Here is a 14,650-nt window from a genome sequence, read left to right on the forward strand (position 1 = left end):
GATGTTACGAAGCTTTAGCGGTGACGGGCTCTTGTGAGACAGCTTCTGGAGCTTCAATCACTTCCTTCTTCTCTTCTCTAAGAAGTCCTGTCGCGCCATTAACGTAATCCTTTGGCGGTTCTTCTGTAGTGTTAACATCGTTTATCGTTTCTACATTGTGTTCAGCAATCTTTTTGACAAACGGGTTATCTTGCTCGGGTAGGTTTGGCAGCAGCTCCGAAGAGGTCTTCGCCATGTGTTGATAAAGCTTAGTGTAGTCTTTCCCCAATGTATCAAGCATTTCAGCGGTTTGTGCGAAATGATCAGACAATTCTTGACGCTGTTGCTCCAGTGCAAACTTCGCGGACTCAAGGTCTTTTTGGATGGTCTTTTGTTTCTTGTATTGTGGAGTAGTCAGTCGAGAAATCACAATTCCTAGAATAGCACCAACTAGCAAGCCGACAATGGCATATATCCAAGGCATAACAGCTCCTTTATAATGTTTATTAACATGTGCGTTACCAAGCGGTTACACACGTCGTTTAGCCATGTTACTATGAGAATTCAAGCCAATAAAGCAAAATACGCTAATAATAACAGTTGGATCAGTGTTGCGAGTTATCCATGACGCCCATAGAAAAATACAATAATGATATTGAAACAAATGGTTTCCAAAGCGACCCCGCGCAGAGGGCTGCCGTTGAAGCCTTAGACCGTTTGCATCATGAGTACGTCGATTATTTGAACTTCGAAGCCCCTGCGTTAAGTATGATGCAGAAGCTGCTAGGAAAATCCCCCGAGCAAGCTACTCCGCCACAAGGGTTATACTTTTGGGGTGGGGTAGGTCGAGGGAAAACCTACTTAATGGACGCATTTTTCGACAGTCTGCCGACGTCTCAAAAGATGCGAGTTCATTTCCACCGTTTTATGTATCGAGTTCATGATGAGCTAAAGCGCTTAGGTGATGTGCAAGACCCTCTAGAACAGGTCGCAGATACGTTTGCTTCTGAAGCGAAAATCATCTGCTTTGATGAGTTTTATGTTTCTGATATTACGGATGCCATGATTCTAGCCACTTTGTTGCAAGCTCTATTTAAGCGTGGTGTTGTACTGGTAGCGACGTCGAATATTCCGCCAGAAAACCTATATCGAAACGGTTTGCAGCGAGCAAGGTTCCTTCCTGCTATTACTATGATTCAGAAAAACTGTAATGTACTGAACGTCGATAGTGGTATTGATTACCGTTTGAGAACATTAGAACAGGCAGAGATCTATCATTACCCGTTAGATGCCGCTGCGCATGCCAATCTAAAGCGTTATTTTGGTCAGTTAGTAACAGAGGATCGAGTTCAAGAGCAATCAATAGAGATTAATCATCGAGACATCGAAGTGATTGCCTCTGCCGATGATGTACTCTACGCCAGTTTTGCACAGCTTTGTCAAACCATGCGCAGCCAAAATGATTACATCGAGATATCGAGAATTTATCACACTGTATTGCTGGCTGATGTTAAGCAGATGGATGCCAAGTTAGATGATGCGGCGAGGCGCTTTATTGCCTTAGTTGATGAATTTTACGAGCGAAGGGTAAAACTTATCATTTCTGCTGAGGTAGCCCTTGAGAATATCTATACTAAAGGTCAGCTGGAGTTTGAATTTAAGCGCTGTATTTCGCGATTAACGGAAATGCAAAGCCATGACTATTTGGCATCAGAGCACTTAGCTTGAGGTTTTTGCCAATTTTGTCCAAAAAATAGATGATTTTTTCTTCGAGCTTCTCTATAATCCTGCGACCCACCGTTACTGCAGGCTAGTTTCTTTGAAACAAATAGCCGAGAGTTTCAACACTCGAAGGGGTGATGTATGGGCTCTTAGACAGTGGGAGCGAAAGCTCCTTAAGTGTAAATTTAATTAACGGGTTATTATTAGCATGAAAACTTTCGTTGCTAAACCAGAAACTGTAAAACGCGACTGGTACGTTGTAGACGCTGAAGGTAAAACTCTTGGCCGTCTAGCAAGTGAAATTGCATCTCGCCTACGTGGCAAACATAAAGCTGAATACACTCCACACGTTGACACTGGTGATTACATCATCGTTGTAAACGCGGAGAAAGTTACTGTAACTGGTAACAAGGCTAAAAACAAAGTTTACTACCGTCACTCTGAGTTCCCAGGTGGCCTAAAATCAATCACTTTCGAAAAGCTGATTGATCGTAAGCCTGAAATGGCTCTTGAGCTAGCGGTTAAAGGTATGCTACCACGTGGTCCTCTAGGCCGTGCTATGTACCGTAAGCTTAAAGTTTACGCTGGCGCTGAGCACAACCATGTTGCTCAACAACCACAAGTACTAGACATCTAATCGGGGATTTCGAAAATGGCAGAGAATCAATACTACGGCACTGGCCGTCGCAAAAGCTCAGCTGCTCGTGTTTTCATCAAACCAGGCACTGGCAACATCGTAGTTAACAAGCGTGATCTAGAAACTTACTTCGGTCGCGAAACTTCTTGCATGGTAGTTCGTCAGCCTCTTGAGCTAACTGAACTAACTGAGAAGCTAGACCTATTCGTTACTGTTAAAGGTGGCGGTATTTCTGGTCAAGCAGGTGCTATCCGTCACGGTATCACTCGCGCGCTAATGGAATACGATGAGACTCTACGTCCTGCTCTACGTGCAGCTGGCTACGTTACTCGCGACGCTCGTTGCGTTGAGCGTAAGAAAGTTGGTCTACGTAAAGCACGTCGTCGTCCACAGTTCTCTAAGCGTTAATTTTCTCCTTATCGAGAAGATTATGCTTTCCAGTTTCGACTGGATTGTGGATCAAAAAGCTCAGCCTTATGGCTGGGCTTTTTTGTTTATTGCGTTTATCTAACCTCTGAAAATTGCTCAACTCCTCATAACAGACTGTCCTTTTCCTCCCTTTTGTGAACTAGCAAGCGATTTCCTGCTATAGATGTTACGAAAAGGTAGCTTTATCTTGTCAAAAAGTAGGGTTTTCTTTATCATTTGCTATCAAATAAATACAACAAAAATTTGTACTTTGTTAGCCATGCTCTGCTGGTCGGAATCGATGTCTGAGCTGACTCAAGTAGCCAAAATAATAAACTAGATTTGGCTCGTTCAATTCAAGGAAAATAACCCAAGGAATGGTTCCCCGTAAGGTTATTTAACATGAAAGAGCAACTTGGATTCGCTCGGTATTGACCCAAAGGAGCAAATGGGAGAAATGTTGGATGAGCAATGCGCCTTTAAATAACGGTCGCAGGCGTTTCCTAACTGCTACAACTGCGGTTGTTGGTGGTCTGGGGGCAGCTGCAGTCGCCGTTCCTTTTATTAAATCTTGGAACCCAAGTGCCAAAGCTAAAGCTGCTGGTGCCCCTGTAGAGGTGGAAGTCAGTAAGCTCGAAGAAGGCCAAATGGTCCGTGTCGAATGGCAGGGTAAGCCCGTTTGGATCGTACGTCGAGCTCAATCAGTTTTGGACAACCTGACTACTATCGATGGTCAGTTACGAGATCCTAAATCTGTTGAAGAACAGCAACCTGAATATGCACAAAATGAATTCCGCTCAATTAAACCTGAGTATTTTGTTGCCGTCGGTTTCTGCACCCACCTAGGATGTTCACCTACTTATCTACCAGACACTTTTAGTGAACAAGTTCAAGGTGTACGTTCTGGATTCTTCTGTCCATGTCACGGTTCTAAGTTCGACATGGCGGGACGTGTATTCCAGAGTGTTCCTGCGCCACTTAACCTAGTGGTCCCTAAACATATGTATTTGAGTGACACGAAAATACTCATTGGTGTTGATGAGGGGGATGCATAATGCAAGCGTTACTTGATTGGGTAGAAAAACGTATACCAGCAATGAATGCTTATAAAAAGCATTTATCTGAATACCCGATGCCAAAGAACTTTAATTTTTGGTATCTATTTGGCTCTCTAGCCATGCTTGTCCTGGTTAACCAAATCCTTACAGGCATTTGGCTAACTATGAACTACGTACCTTCTGGCGAAGGTGCATTTGCATCTGTTGAATACATCATGCGTGATGTGGAATACGGTTGGCTACTTCGTTACATGCACTCTACGGGTGCTTCAGCATTCTTTGTTGTCGTATATCTTCACATGTTCCGTGGTCTGATTTATGGGTCATACCAAAAGCCTCGTGAACTACTGTGGGTATTCGGTATGCTCATCTTCCTAGTATTAATGGCAGAAGCTTTCATGGGCTATCTATTACCATGGGGACAAATGTCATACTGGGGTGCTCAGGTTATTATCTCACTATTTGGTGCGATTCCTGTTATTGGTGACGACCTTACTCTTTGGATTCGTGGTGACTACATCATCTCTGGAGCGACGCTCAACCGCTTCTTTGCTCTGCATGTTATTGCTCTGCCTATCGTGCTACTTCTTCTTATCGTTTTACACGTTTTAGCACTTCACGAAGTGGGTTCGAACAACCCTGATGGTATCGAGACTAAGCTACCGAAAGGCACAATGGGCGACGATTATAAGACGCAGTTTAAGTTCCACGATTACTACAGCAAGAAATATGACATCATCGATTCCATTCCATTCCACCCTTATGGAACTGTTAAGGATATGGTGGGTATCGCAGGTTTCTTCTTCTTGTTCTGTTACGTGTTGTTCTTCAATCCAGAAATGGGCGGCTATTTCCTTGAGCCACCTAACTTTGAAGCAGCAAACCCTCTGAAAACGCCTGAGCATATTGCTCCTGTATGGTACTTCACCCCGTTCTACGCGATTCTTCGTGCTGTACCGGACAAGTTACTAGGTGTTGTTGCAATGGGACTATCGATTGTATTCCTATTCCTATTGCCATGGTTCGACCGTTGTAAAGTACGCTCTTATCGCTACAGAAGTAAGATTCACCTACTGAACATCATCCAGTTCACCATCAGCTTCATTGCTTTGGGTATTCTTGGTGCGCTACCTGCAACACCAACGTATACGCTGCTGGCTCAGATCTTCAGTTTAGGTTACTTCATGTTCTTCGTTCTGTTGTACTTCTACAGTAAGAATGAAAAAACTAAGCCATTACCAGAGAGGGTGACTTTCAAATGAAAAAGTGGATTGTAGTACTTTTCGCATTGCTACCATCTCTAGCGCTAGCTGCTGGTGGTAATGTACATCTAGATAAAGCAAACAACGATCTTAGTGACCAAGCATCACTTCAAAATGGCGCTAAGCTGTTTATGAACTACTGCTTTGCATGTCACTCAACGCAATATCAACGTTATGAGCGTGTCGCGAATGACTTAGGTATCCCAGTAGACCTCGCAAAAGAAAACCTTGTTTTCGACCCCGAAGCGAAGATTGGTGATTTGATGGTGAATGCAATGCCACAGAAGCAAGCTGCGGCTTGGTTTGGTGCTGCGCCACCTGATCTAACACTTGTTGCACGTGTTCGTGGTGTTGATTGGCTATATACCTATCTGCGTTCATTCTATGTGGACCCAAGCCGTCCGTTTGGCGTGAATAACGTTACGTTCCCGAACGTAGGTATGCCACACGTTCTTGAAGAGCTTCAAGGCATTCCAACTCCAATCTATGAGACACAAGTTGTTGATGGTCAAGAAGTCCAAGTGGTTGTTGGTACAGAAACTGATGGCCGCGGTGAACTGAGTTCGAGTGAGTATGATGATGCCGTTCGAGACTTGGTGAACTTCCTAGAATACTCTGGTGACCCAGTGAAACTTGAGCGTCATGCGCTAGGTTGGTGGGTGATGGGTTTCCTAGTCATCTTCACTATTGTCGTAGTGTTGCTCAAGAAAGAGTATTGGCGTGATGTTCACTAATTGTGCTATAATCTCGCGCTAATTCCAAATTTGTTCACAATGGAGGCGTTGCCTCCATTGTTTTTTTGTAAGTATCCCGGAGGGCTCCATGGCTGTAGCTGCCAATAAACGTTCTGTGATGACTCTTTTCTCAAGTGCTACCGATTTATATAGCCACCAGGTTCGAATCGTTCTAGCAGAAAAAGGTGTCAGTGTTGAAGTTGAGTTAGTGGATGAAATGAACATCCCTGCTGAGCTTGCTGAGCTAAACCCATATAAGACCGTTCCTACTTTGGTTGATCGTGAGCTAGCCCTTTACGATTCAAAGATCATTATGGAATATCTTGATGAGCGTTTCCCTCATCCACCACTTATGCCTGTTTACCCAGTTGCACGTGGTAATAGCCGACTAATGATCTACCGTATTGAGCGTAACTGGTACACGCTTGCGGAGAAAGTTATGAAAGGTTCTGCAGAAGAATCTGAGGCGGCTCGCAATAAACTACGCAATGATCTTCTGACTCTTGCACCGATTTTTGCTGAGTACGAATACTTCATGAGTGAAGAATTCAGCTTGATCGATTGCTACCTAGCACCACTACTATGGCGCTTACCTGAAATGGGTATCGAGCTAATTGGTCCTGGATCTAAAGAGATCAAAGTTTACATGAATCGTGTATTTGAACGTGATTCATTCCTTGCTTCACTGACTGAAGCTGAACGTGAGATGCGTTTGGTTCGCTAAGTGACCATGGATATTGAAAAAATGACACCTCGCCGACCATACATGCTGCGCGCATTCTATGATTGGCTGGTGGAAAATGATCTAACACCACATATTGTTGTCGATGCAATGTTGCCTGGTGTTCGCGTTCCTCAAGAGTTTATTCAAGATGGTCAAATCATCCTGAATATTGCTCCTAGAGCAGTAGGTCAACTCGAATTGGGCAATGAAGCGATTACCTTCCATGCTCGATTTGGTGGTCGACCACACTCGGTCATCGTGCCTCTCTATTCTGTACAAGCTATTTATGCTCGTGAGAATGGTGCAGGAACAATGTTTGAGCCAGAAGATGCTTATCTTTCGATTGAGGAAGAGGAGACGACTGAGGCAACACCAGTTTCTGGCTTGTCTGTCGCATCTGAACCGGAAGTTACTGAGTCTGAAATAAACTCACCTGATGGCGATGATGAGCCACCAAAGCCGAAAGGCCGTCCTAGTCTTCGTGTGGTAAAATAGACGTTAGAATGAAAAAAAGCTGCAAGTGATTGCAGCTTTTTTTATACCTCAAGAATCAACATCTAAAGCCCTAACTATCGCCTCTACATCTTATGAGTCTTCATCTTGAGACGTGAAAAATGCGTGCCACTGTATTAGACTAAAGTCTAACGCTGGTTAAAACTTGACCTAAAAGGAATAATCAGTAAACTACCAGTTCTTGAATATAGGTCACACTTTTTTACAAACACTTTTTCTTATTTCAAGAACGGAATTCTTCAAGTTTTTGACAAAATATATCAAGGATGTCAAATAGTTGGGTGGTAGAGGTTCGTTATGTACAATCACTTTTTGGTAAGACTTACCATTGGGACTCTCGTTGTTTTAGGTATTAAGCTGAGTGCATTATACTTTTTGCCTATGGTGCTACTATTGAATACGCACCACAAAGAGTTTTTTGGATGGTAAAAATCGGGGCTAGCCCCGATTTTTTTATGCCATTTCTATCTCATCAACCGTTGACTCAATCTCTTTCATCATTCGATATAGCTGTTCAGCAAGTTGCTGTTTCGCACCATCAAGATCTTTGTCTAGCGTTAGCTTCATGATCTTCTCATGTTCATCGAGGTTGAATAGCTGTGAGAAGTTTTTTGGTGAATGGGTTAACGAGATACGTCGATAACGTTTAACCTGCCTGATAATATCGCTAAAAAACTCAAGCATGTTCTTAGAGAAGCAACCACTTAATAGAGAACTGTAGAAGGCTTCTTGACGCTCTTCCCACTCTTGCCAATTGAAGTTTTCTGCTTGGAACTTAAAGCGCGATAGCTTATGGAACTCAGTCAGTATTTCCAGCTCCCAGCTTTCACTGCCTTCTTTGATTGATTTTTCTAGTAACACAGAGGACACAACCTTGAGGCTTTCATATAGGTCGTAGAGTTCGACCTTAGAAACAGGTGCAACCCAGCATCCTTTTTGCGGTTCAAGCTTTACGTACTTAATCCACGAAAGCTGAATTAGTGCCTCTCGGATAGGGGATGCTCCTACGTTATATTTTTCTTTAAGCTCCGCAACAACCAGCTTTTGGTTTGGTTTAAGCTCTCCGGAAAGAATATCCTGACAGATTAGCTTCGCTACTTTGTCTGTCAAAGTTGGGCTAGACACAATGCACCTCATTAACTTAATAGAATTACCTAAAAGCAACTCAGCAGTATGCTGTGTTGTAAAAACGTAAGGATAGTACAGCGTGTTGAAAAATTGGGCAAGATAATTATAAAAAAAAGAGGGCGTATGCCCTCTTTTTATAGATGTTCTGAATGTACTGTAAGAATTATAGTACGTGAACAGAAGCTGTGTTAGTTGTGCCTGAAGCTACTAGAGCACCAGAAACCATTACTACGATGTCGCCTTTCTTACCAAAACCAGACTCTAGAGCGTACTCTTTACCGTTTTTGTAGAACTCATCAGTGCTGTCGATTGAATCAACAAGAACTGGGCGAACACCCTTAGTAAGAACTAGCTGTGCAGCAGTCTTAGGGTTAGTTGTTAGCGCAACGATGCTTGCTGTTGGGAAGTATTTACGTACAGAACGTGCAGACTTACCACCTTCAGTAGCAACGATGATTAGTGGAGCAGCTAGCTTCTCAGCTGTGTCTACTGCACCTTTACATACTGCTTCTGTGATGCGCAGGCGTGGGCTGTCTAGACGAGAACCTAGCTCAGCTTTTAGTGCGCCGTCAGTACGGTTAGCGATTTGAGCCATGATAGTTACCGCTTCAACAGGGTATTTACCTTTAGCTGTCTCACCTGAAAGCATTACTGCATCAGTACCGTCCATGATTGCGTTCGCAACGTCACCCGCTTCAGCACGAGTTGGACGTGGGTTGTTGATCATAGAGTCAAGCATTTGAGTTGCAGTGATAACTGTCTTACGAGCACGGTTACACTTCTCAATCATCATTTTCTGAGCGAAGATTACTTCTTCAGCTGGGATTTCAACACCAAGGTCACCACGAGCAACCATGATACCGTCAGAAAGCTCTAGGATCTCGTCGAAGTTATCTACACCTTCTTGGTTTTCGATCTTAGAAATGATGTGGATGTTCTCGCCACCGTTTGCGTTTAGAACGTCACGGATTTCTTTAACGTCAGAAGCTTTACGAATGAAAGAAGCTGCAACAAAGTCAACGCCTTGCTCACAACCAAATTTTAGGTCGTTCTTATCTTTTTCAGATAGAGCTGGAAGCTGAACAGAAACGCCCGGTAGGTTAACACCTTTGTTTTCGCCTAGAGCACCGTTGTTAAGAACTTTACACTTAACTTCAGTTTCAGTAGTAGAGATAACTTCCATCTCGATTAGACCGTCGTCTACTAGGATAGTGTTACCAGCAGAAAGGTCTTGTGCAAAACCAGCGTAAGTAACAGCAACAGTGTCTTTGTTACCAACAACAGAGATATCTGTTGTGAAAGTGAATTCTTGACCAGCTACTAGATCAACGTCATTGCCGCCTTCTAGTTTGATAGTACGAATTTCTGGACCTTTAGTGTCTAGAAGAATTGCAAGTTGCTTACCAACGTTTGCCATAACTTCACGGAAGTTAGCAATACGAGTGCCGTGCTCTTCGTAGTCACCGTGAGAGAAGTTAAGACGCATAACGTTCATGCCTGCGTTTACTAGTTCAGTTAGCTTCTCTACTGATTCAGTTTTAGGGCCAATCGTACATACGATTTTGGTCTTTTTCATGGAAGATACTCTCCGGGTAAATATTATTACAATTTGAAAGTTAGTATTAGTCTCTCTAGAAGGCTAGGGATGCCCATAAATAATTCACATGAGCTATCAAATGTCTTGCCTATTTTGCTTCTTCTAGAAATGAAAGTCTTTCAACAAGTTTAGTCATTTTATGACCAACTGAGGCGCTTTCTAGGCCACTTTTTTTGAGCTAATCCACTATATTTCAGTAAGATTGCAAAAAAATAACCGCTAATTCTGTAATTTTTTTTCTTTTCGGGCACGAATTCTACCACCGAATTGATCAGATTTCACTGTGCATAACTTGTTTTAGAGCAAGGTTTCGGCGCTTAGTATTTAATTTTTGGATCAAAATAAATAATCCGGATGAATGGGCACCATTTGGTAACTTTTTTTCAAAATAGTAGTCCATACGGTACAAGTTCTTCCTTCATTGAAGCCAATAAACCCTGATGATATTGTGTGCTTTTTATGGCGATTTGTTGTTCGAAGACAACAGACTGAAATCAGGTGGTGAAATAAAATATGGCATCAAAGAGAATCAAATGCGTGATTTTTGATTGTGATGGAACACTGATCGATAGTGAACGTTTGTGTTTGCAAGCTATTGTAGAGGTGCTAAGCAGTATTGGCGTCGAGGTAAACTATGATGATGTCAAAGATCAGTTTCAAGGCGTGAAACTGGAAAAGATCTTCGGGGCACTGGTCGACGACAACTCCAAGCTTGCTAATGATGGTTTAGCTAAACTTATTAGCCACTATCGACTGCGTTGTAAGGAGCTGTTTGCTGAACAATTAACGGTTATCGATGGTGTCTATGAAGTATTGGATGAGCTGAAGGCGAATAATATTGCGGTATGTATCGCATCAAATGCTCCCCATGAAAAGATGGCGTTTACGTTGCCGCTGGCTAAACTAGACCAGTACTTTGAAGGCACTGTCTTCAGTGCTTTGGATGCCAATGCATGGAAGCCCGATCCCAAACTGTTGCACTACGTGATGGACAAAATGCAAGTGAGCTCAGAAGAGTGTTTATTCATAGATGATTCTCTGGTTGGCATTCAAGCTGGCGTTGAAGCCAATGTAACCACGTTGTACTTTTCCCATGCCGAACCGCATAAAGAGACCACAATCAATAGCTCATATTTACATAGCATTACTGAAATGCACCAACTGCTGACCTTTATTCGATGATACGAAAATGAGTGGCTAATTATGTTTTTCTGGGCGGATGGTCGATTGGTTGAGTAGCTGATTAGCCGCCACTAATGCTCCTCTCATACTGACCACAGATGCGTCTAGAATGTCGATTGCCCATAGTGGTAGTTTGCCTGAAATGGAGTAAAACGCCCATTGACCTTTTCTTCTATCTGAAACGATCCCGCAATTTCTGAGTACTGCGAGCGCTCGGGAAATCTTAGGCTGTGATTCTTGTAATGCTTCACACAGCTCCCCAACACTCAATTCAACCTCTGTAAAGATCAATAAAGTGATCATGAGGCGAGTCTGATCGCCTAAGCACTTATGTAGTACTAAAGGATCAAAATCTAAATCGTTAGTCGGTTGATGAACGGTAACAAACAAGTCGATGCGCTTTTGCAGATCATATAAAGACGCTTCGAAGGAGATATCAGAGAGTGACGTTGGCGCAGGAAGATCCCAATAAATACTTTCTTCAGTGTTCTCGAATACACCACATTCACGCTTCGCTGAAGAGCAGAGCGTAATTACATAGTCAAAATGCGTGTCTTTAAACTCGTCGATGGACTTTGAATACAGTTCATCGGTAGGAAAATCTGCATCGTTTAATGTCGATATTGTTCTTGCGTCAACCTGACTTGGACTGCTCCCTGCACTAAAGGCTTGATAAAACTCAGCATAATCGCGATTTATAATCGCTTCCGCTAGTTGCGAACGTGCTGAATTGCCTCGGCAGACAAAGAGAATCTTTTTAGTCATGGTTTCCTCAAGAGATTGAGCATCACGGTGTGGTTACAGGCAATATTATGAGAGTTATTTGCAGCTAAAGAAAGACCTTTCATCATTGAAAGGTCTTATCAAGCTATACGCGAGTTTTATAGCAGGAGCGGTTTTAAAGTAGGGGTTAAGCTGCGGTGGCTAGCTTGCCATCTGCAATTGCTCTCAAGTTATCCATGGTTTCCGCATAACTAGTTGGTTTACCAAATAAGCCAGCAGTACCAAGGATAAAGTATTCGATTTTATCCTTAAGCAAATCGATGACTTCAGGGCTGATCGCACCATCAATAGCCAGCTTAGTATCGGTACCTTGTTTGTTGATCATGTCAATAATGCGATCAATTCGATTGAAAGCATTGGCAATGAACTTCTGCCCCGCAAATCCTGGGTTAACTGACATCACCAAAATTACGTCTGTGACATCAAGTACATCTTCAATCACACTCAGTGGTGTGCCTGGATTGATAGCCAGACCTGATTTAATACCTTTAGCTTGAATATTACCAAGCGTACGATGTAGGTGCGGTGGTGCCTCCGCATGAACATACATTAGGCTTGCACCGAGATCAGCAAACATATCAATGTACTGATCTGGATTGGACAACATTAGGTGCACATCGTATTCAATATCGGTTGTATTGCGGATAGCCTTAATATCTTCCGGGCCTAGGGCGAAGTTAGGAACAAAGTGTCCATCCATTACATCAATATGAAGCATATCTACTTTGGCTTTCTCTAGCTCAGCCAACTCTTGAGGTAATTTAGAGAAATCCACACACATCATTGAAGGACAAAACTTAGCCATGAGTGAGCTCCTTTTCGATGTCAGCAATTTGGTTAATACGATTCTGGTGACGGCCACCTTCAAACTCACCTTCTAGCCAACGGTCTACAATCATTTTAGCGAGCTCAATTCCTACGACGCGAGAGCCAAACGAAAGAATGTTGGTGTCGTTGTGCTCGCGAGAAAGCTGGGCGGTGTATGGGTCGCTGCAAACCACTGCGCGAATTCCTGGAACTTTGTTAGCGGCTAGCGAAATGCCAACACCTGTACCGCAAATCAAAATACCGCGCTCGGCTTGACCTGAAATTACTGAGTTTGCAACCGCTTTGCCGTATTGAGGGTAGTCTGTTCGCTCGGCAGATTGAGCACCTAAGTCGATCACTTGATGACCTTTTTGTTCTAAGTGACTAATAACGAGAGCTTTGTGTTCGAAACCTACGTGGTCACAACCAATAGAAATGATCATGTTTGTCTGTACCTTAACCGATGAATATGGCTTTAATTTTACGATAAAATTCACTCCTGTAAATATTTAAATTTCATTAAAATCGCCAATAATAATATAAGCAATTGAAAAATAGAGGATTAAAAATTCACAATAAAATTCACAATAGTGCAAATTTCATAAAATAATTTATTTTGTGATAAAGATCGTCGTCTAGCACGTAAAGGGGTGATAGATTGAAAAGCAATTACTCAATAAACAAATCGCAGGATGAAATGATGTCTTATTCGTTGATTGCAGAAGAGTTGGTTAACTCGTTAGGCGGTGAACAAAACATAGTATCGGTTGCGCACTGTGCAACACGCTTACGTGTGATGGTGGCGGATGAAGCCAAAATCGATAAAGAGAGGATTGAAGATACAGACAAGGTAAAGGGCGCGTTCTTTAACAGTGGTCAGTACCAAATTATCTTCGGAACTGGGACGGTTAACCGTGTGTTTGAAGCGGTTCAGAATCTCGATTTATCGACGTCTTCAAAGTCAGAAATTAAACAAGCAGCAAACCAACAAGGTACGGCGCTACAACGAGCGATTCGCACATTCAGTGATGTATTCGTCCCACTGATACCTGCCTTGGTAGCAACAGGATTGTTCATGGGGCTTCGTGGACTTGTGACGCGACCTGAAGTGTTGGCTATATTTGGCCTAACGCCTGATTCTATCCCTGCAAACTTTATCCTTTATACCCAAATTCTCACGGATACGGCGTTTATTTTCTTACCTGCGATGGTGGCTTGGTCGGCAAGCCGCGTATTCGGAGGGACTCCATTGATAGGTTTGGTGCTTGGTCTAATGCTGGTTTCTCCTGCATTACCTAATGCATGGGCGGTTGGTTTCGGTGAAGCAAATCCATTGATGTTCTTTGGCTTTATTCCAGTCGTTGGTTACCAAGGTTCTGTTATTCCAGCATTTATTGCAGGTTTCCTAACCGCGAAGTTGGAACGCCGCATTCGCTCAATCATGCCAGAAGCGTTTGATTTGGTGATGACTCCGTTCCTAACGCTGCTTATTATGAGTGCTGTTGCACTTCTTGCTGTAGGTCCATTGTTCCACATCGTTGAAGTGACTATGGTAGAGGCAACTAAGTACTTGCTTGACCTACCATTTGGCTTGAGTGGTCTGATTATCGGTTTCGTGTGGGATTTGATTGTTATCACTGGTGTTCACCACGTGTTTAACCTGCTAGAAATCCAGCTACTAGCGAACGAAGGTAGCAACGTTTTCAACGCACTTATCACTGGTGCTATCTCAGCTCAGGGTGCAGCGTGTCTAGCAGTTGGTATGAAGACGCAGAGTAAGAAGCTTAAAGCGCTGTGTTTCCCATCAACGGTATCTGCTTTCCTAGGCATTATTGAACCAGCAATCTTTGGTGTGAACCTTCGTTACTATCGTCCATTCGTATTCGCCCTAGTTGGTGGTGCTGCTGGTGGTTTTGTGGCGCAAATTCTTGGTCTAGCAGCGAGCGGTATGGCAGTAACCGTTATCCCAGGCACGCTACTTTATTTAGATGGTCAGATTCTCTCTTACTTACTCGTTCACGCGGTAAGTTGTGGTGTGGCGTTCTCGTTGACTTACACCATGGGCTTCTCTGACAAGATGCTTGAAAAGAAATAAGCGATTTAATGATAAGCCTCC

At 43.1% G+C, this 14,650-nt stretch carries 16 protein-coding genes; 10 read left to right on the plus strand and 6 right to left on the minus strand.

Annotated features, from left to right (window positions below; translation table 11 throughout):
- Nucleotides 1-4 precede the first annotated feature (4 nt).
- Nucleotides 5-463, minus strand: coding sequence for a Z-ring associated protein ZapG (gene zapG / locus OH456_RS18430; protein ID WP_038224349.1), 459 nt, complete (start codon nt 461-463; stop codon nt 5-7).
- Nucleotides 464-603: 140 nt separating this feature from the next.
- On the opposite strand from zapG, the gene zapE reads away from it, so the two are divergent.
- From zapE to sspB, 8 genes are all read left to right on the plus strand, one after another.
- Nucleotides 604-1,707: a cell division protein ZapE gene (gene zapE / locus OH456_RS18435; RefSeq protein ID WP_124940279.1), complete on the plus strand. Its 1,104-nt coding sequence runs from the start codon at nt 604-606 to the stop codon at nt 1,705-1,707.
- Between the two features lie 202 nt (nt 1,708-1,909).
- Nucleotides 1,910-2,338 carry a 50S ribosomal protein L13 gene (rplM, locus tag OH456_RS18440; RefSeq protein ID WP_006075739.1) on the plus strand — a complete coding sequence of 143 codons (429 nt, stop codon included), beginning with the start codon at nt 1,910-1,912 and terminating at the stop codon, nt 2,336-2,338.
- Between the two features lie 15 nt (nt 2,339-2,353).
- Nucleotides 2,354-2,746, plus strand: coding sequence for a 30S ribosomal protein S9 (gene rpsI / locus OH456_RS18445; RefSeq protein ID WP_006075740.1), 393 nt, complete (start codon nt 2,354-2,356; stop codon nt 2,744-2,746).
- A gap of 464 nt (nt 2,747-3,210) precedes the next feature.
- Complete coding sequence (gene petA / locus OH456_RS18450; protein WP_038224352.1) at nt 3,211-3,801, plus strand: ubiquinol-cytochrome c reductase iron-sulfur subunit; 591 nt, start codon at nt 3,211-3,213, stop codon at nt 3,799-3,801.
- Entirely contained in the window at nt 3,801-5,066 is a 1,266-nt protein-coding gene (locus OH456_RS18455) for a cytochrome b (protein WP_006075655.1), read from the plus strand. The genes petA and OH456_RS18455 overlap by 1 nt, the downstream gene beginning before the upstream one ends.
- Nucleotides 5,063-5,800 (plus strand): cytochrome c1, encoded by a 738-nt coding sequence (locus tag OH456_RS18460; protein WP_006075656.1) that lies wholly within the window; start codon nt 5,063-5,065, stop codon nt 5,798-5,800. Before OH456_RS18455 ends, OH456_RS18460 begins: the two co-directional genes overlap by 4 nt.
- Nucleotides 5,801-5,888: 88 nt before the next feature.
- Nucleotides 5,889-6,524, plus strand: coding sequence for a stringent starvation protein SspA (sspA, locus tag OH456_RS18465; RefSeq protein WP_006075657.1), 636 nt, complete (start codon nt 5,889-5,891; stop codon nt 6,522-6,524).
- Between the two features lie 6 nt (nt 6,525-6,530).
- Entirely contained in the window at nt 6,531-7,019 is a 489-nt protein-coding gene (gene sspB, locus OH456_RS18470; protein WP_107307039.1) for a ClpXP protease specificity-enhancing factor, read from the plus strand.
- 471 nt (nt 7,020-7,490) lie between these two features.
- Here sspB and OH456_RS18475 read toward each other — a convergent pair whose 3' ends face one another.
- Together OH456_RS18475 and pykF are read right to left on the minus strand one after the other, a co-directional pair.
- Nucleotides 7,491-8,174, minus strand: coding sequence for a GntR family transcriptional regulator (locus OH456_RS18475; RefSeq protein ID WP_031493684.1), 684 nt, complete (start codon nt 8,172-8,174; stop codon nt 7,491-7,493).
- A gap of 154 nt (nt 8,175-8,328) precedes the next feature.
- The gene (pykF, locus tag OH456_RS18480) at nt 8,329-9,741 is read right to left on the minus strand and encodes a pyruvate kinase PykF (RefSeq protein WP_006075666.1); all 1,413 of its coding nucleotides are present in this window, start codon (nt 9,739-9,741) and stop codon (nt 8,329-8,331) included.
- 534 nt (nt 9,742-10,275) lie between these two features.
- Between pykF and OH456_RS18485 the strand changes: the two genes are divergently transcribed.
- The gene (locus OH456_RS18485; protein WP_096442808.1) at nt 10,276-10,944 is read left to right on the plus strand and encodes an HAD-IA family hydrolase; all 669 of its coding nucleotides are present in this window, start codon (nt 10,276-10,278) and stop codon (nt 10,942-10,944) included.
- A 15-nt stretch (nt 10,945-10,959) separates the two neighbouring features.
- Here OH456_RS18485 and OH456_RS18490 read toward each other — a convergent pair whose 3' ends face one another.
- The 3 genes from OH456_RS18490 to rpiB all read right to left on the minus strand — a co-directional run bounded on the left by OH456_RS18490 (nt 10,960) and on the right by rpiB (nt 12,977).
- A complete protein-coding gene (locus tag OH456_RS18490) occupies nt 10,960-11,709 on the minus strand; it encodes a metalloregulator ArsR/SmtB family transcription factor (RefSeq protein WP_006075704.1) in 750 nt (249 codons plus the stop codon).
- A gap of 145 nt (nt 11,710-11,854) precedes the next feature.
- Nucleotides 11,855-12,532: a ribulose-phosphate 3-epimerase gene (gene rpe, locus OH456_RS18495; RefSeq protein WP_006075705.1), complete on the minus strand. Its 678-nt coding sequence runs from the start codon at nt 12,530-12,532 to the stop codon at nt 11,855-11,857.
- Nucleotides 12,525-12,977, minus strand: coding sequence for a ribose 5-phosphate isomerase B (rpiB, locus tag OH456_RS18500; RefSeq protein ID WP_038225066.1), 453 nt, complete (start codon nt 12,975-12,977; stop codon nt 12,525-12,527). Before rpiB ends, rpe begins: the two co-directional genes overlap by 8 nt.
- Before the next feature lie 215 nt (nt 12,978-13,192).
- Here rpiB and OH456_RS18505 point away from each other — a divergent pair, with 215 nt between their 5' ends.
- Entirely contained in the window at nt 13,193-14,629 is a 1,437-nt protein-coding gene (locus OH456_RS18505; RefSeq protein ID WP_231892981.1) for a sucrose-specific PTS transporter subunit IIBC, read from the plus strand.
- Nucleotides 14,630-14,650 lie beyond the last annotated feature (21 nt).

It is taken from the genome of Vibrio sp. La 4.2.2, assembly GCF_027586995.1.
GTDB classification, from domain to species: Bacteria; Pseudomonadota; Gammaproteobacteria; order Enterobacterales; family Vibrionaceae; genus Vibrio; species Vibrio mediterranei.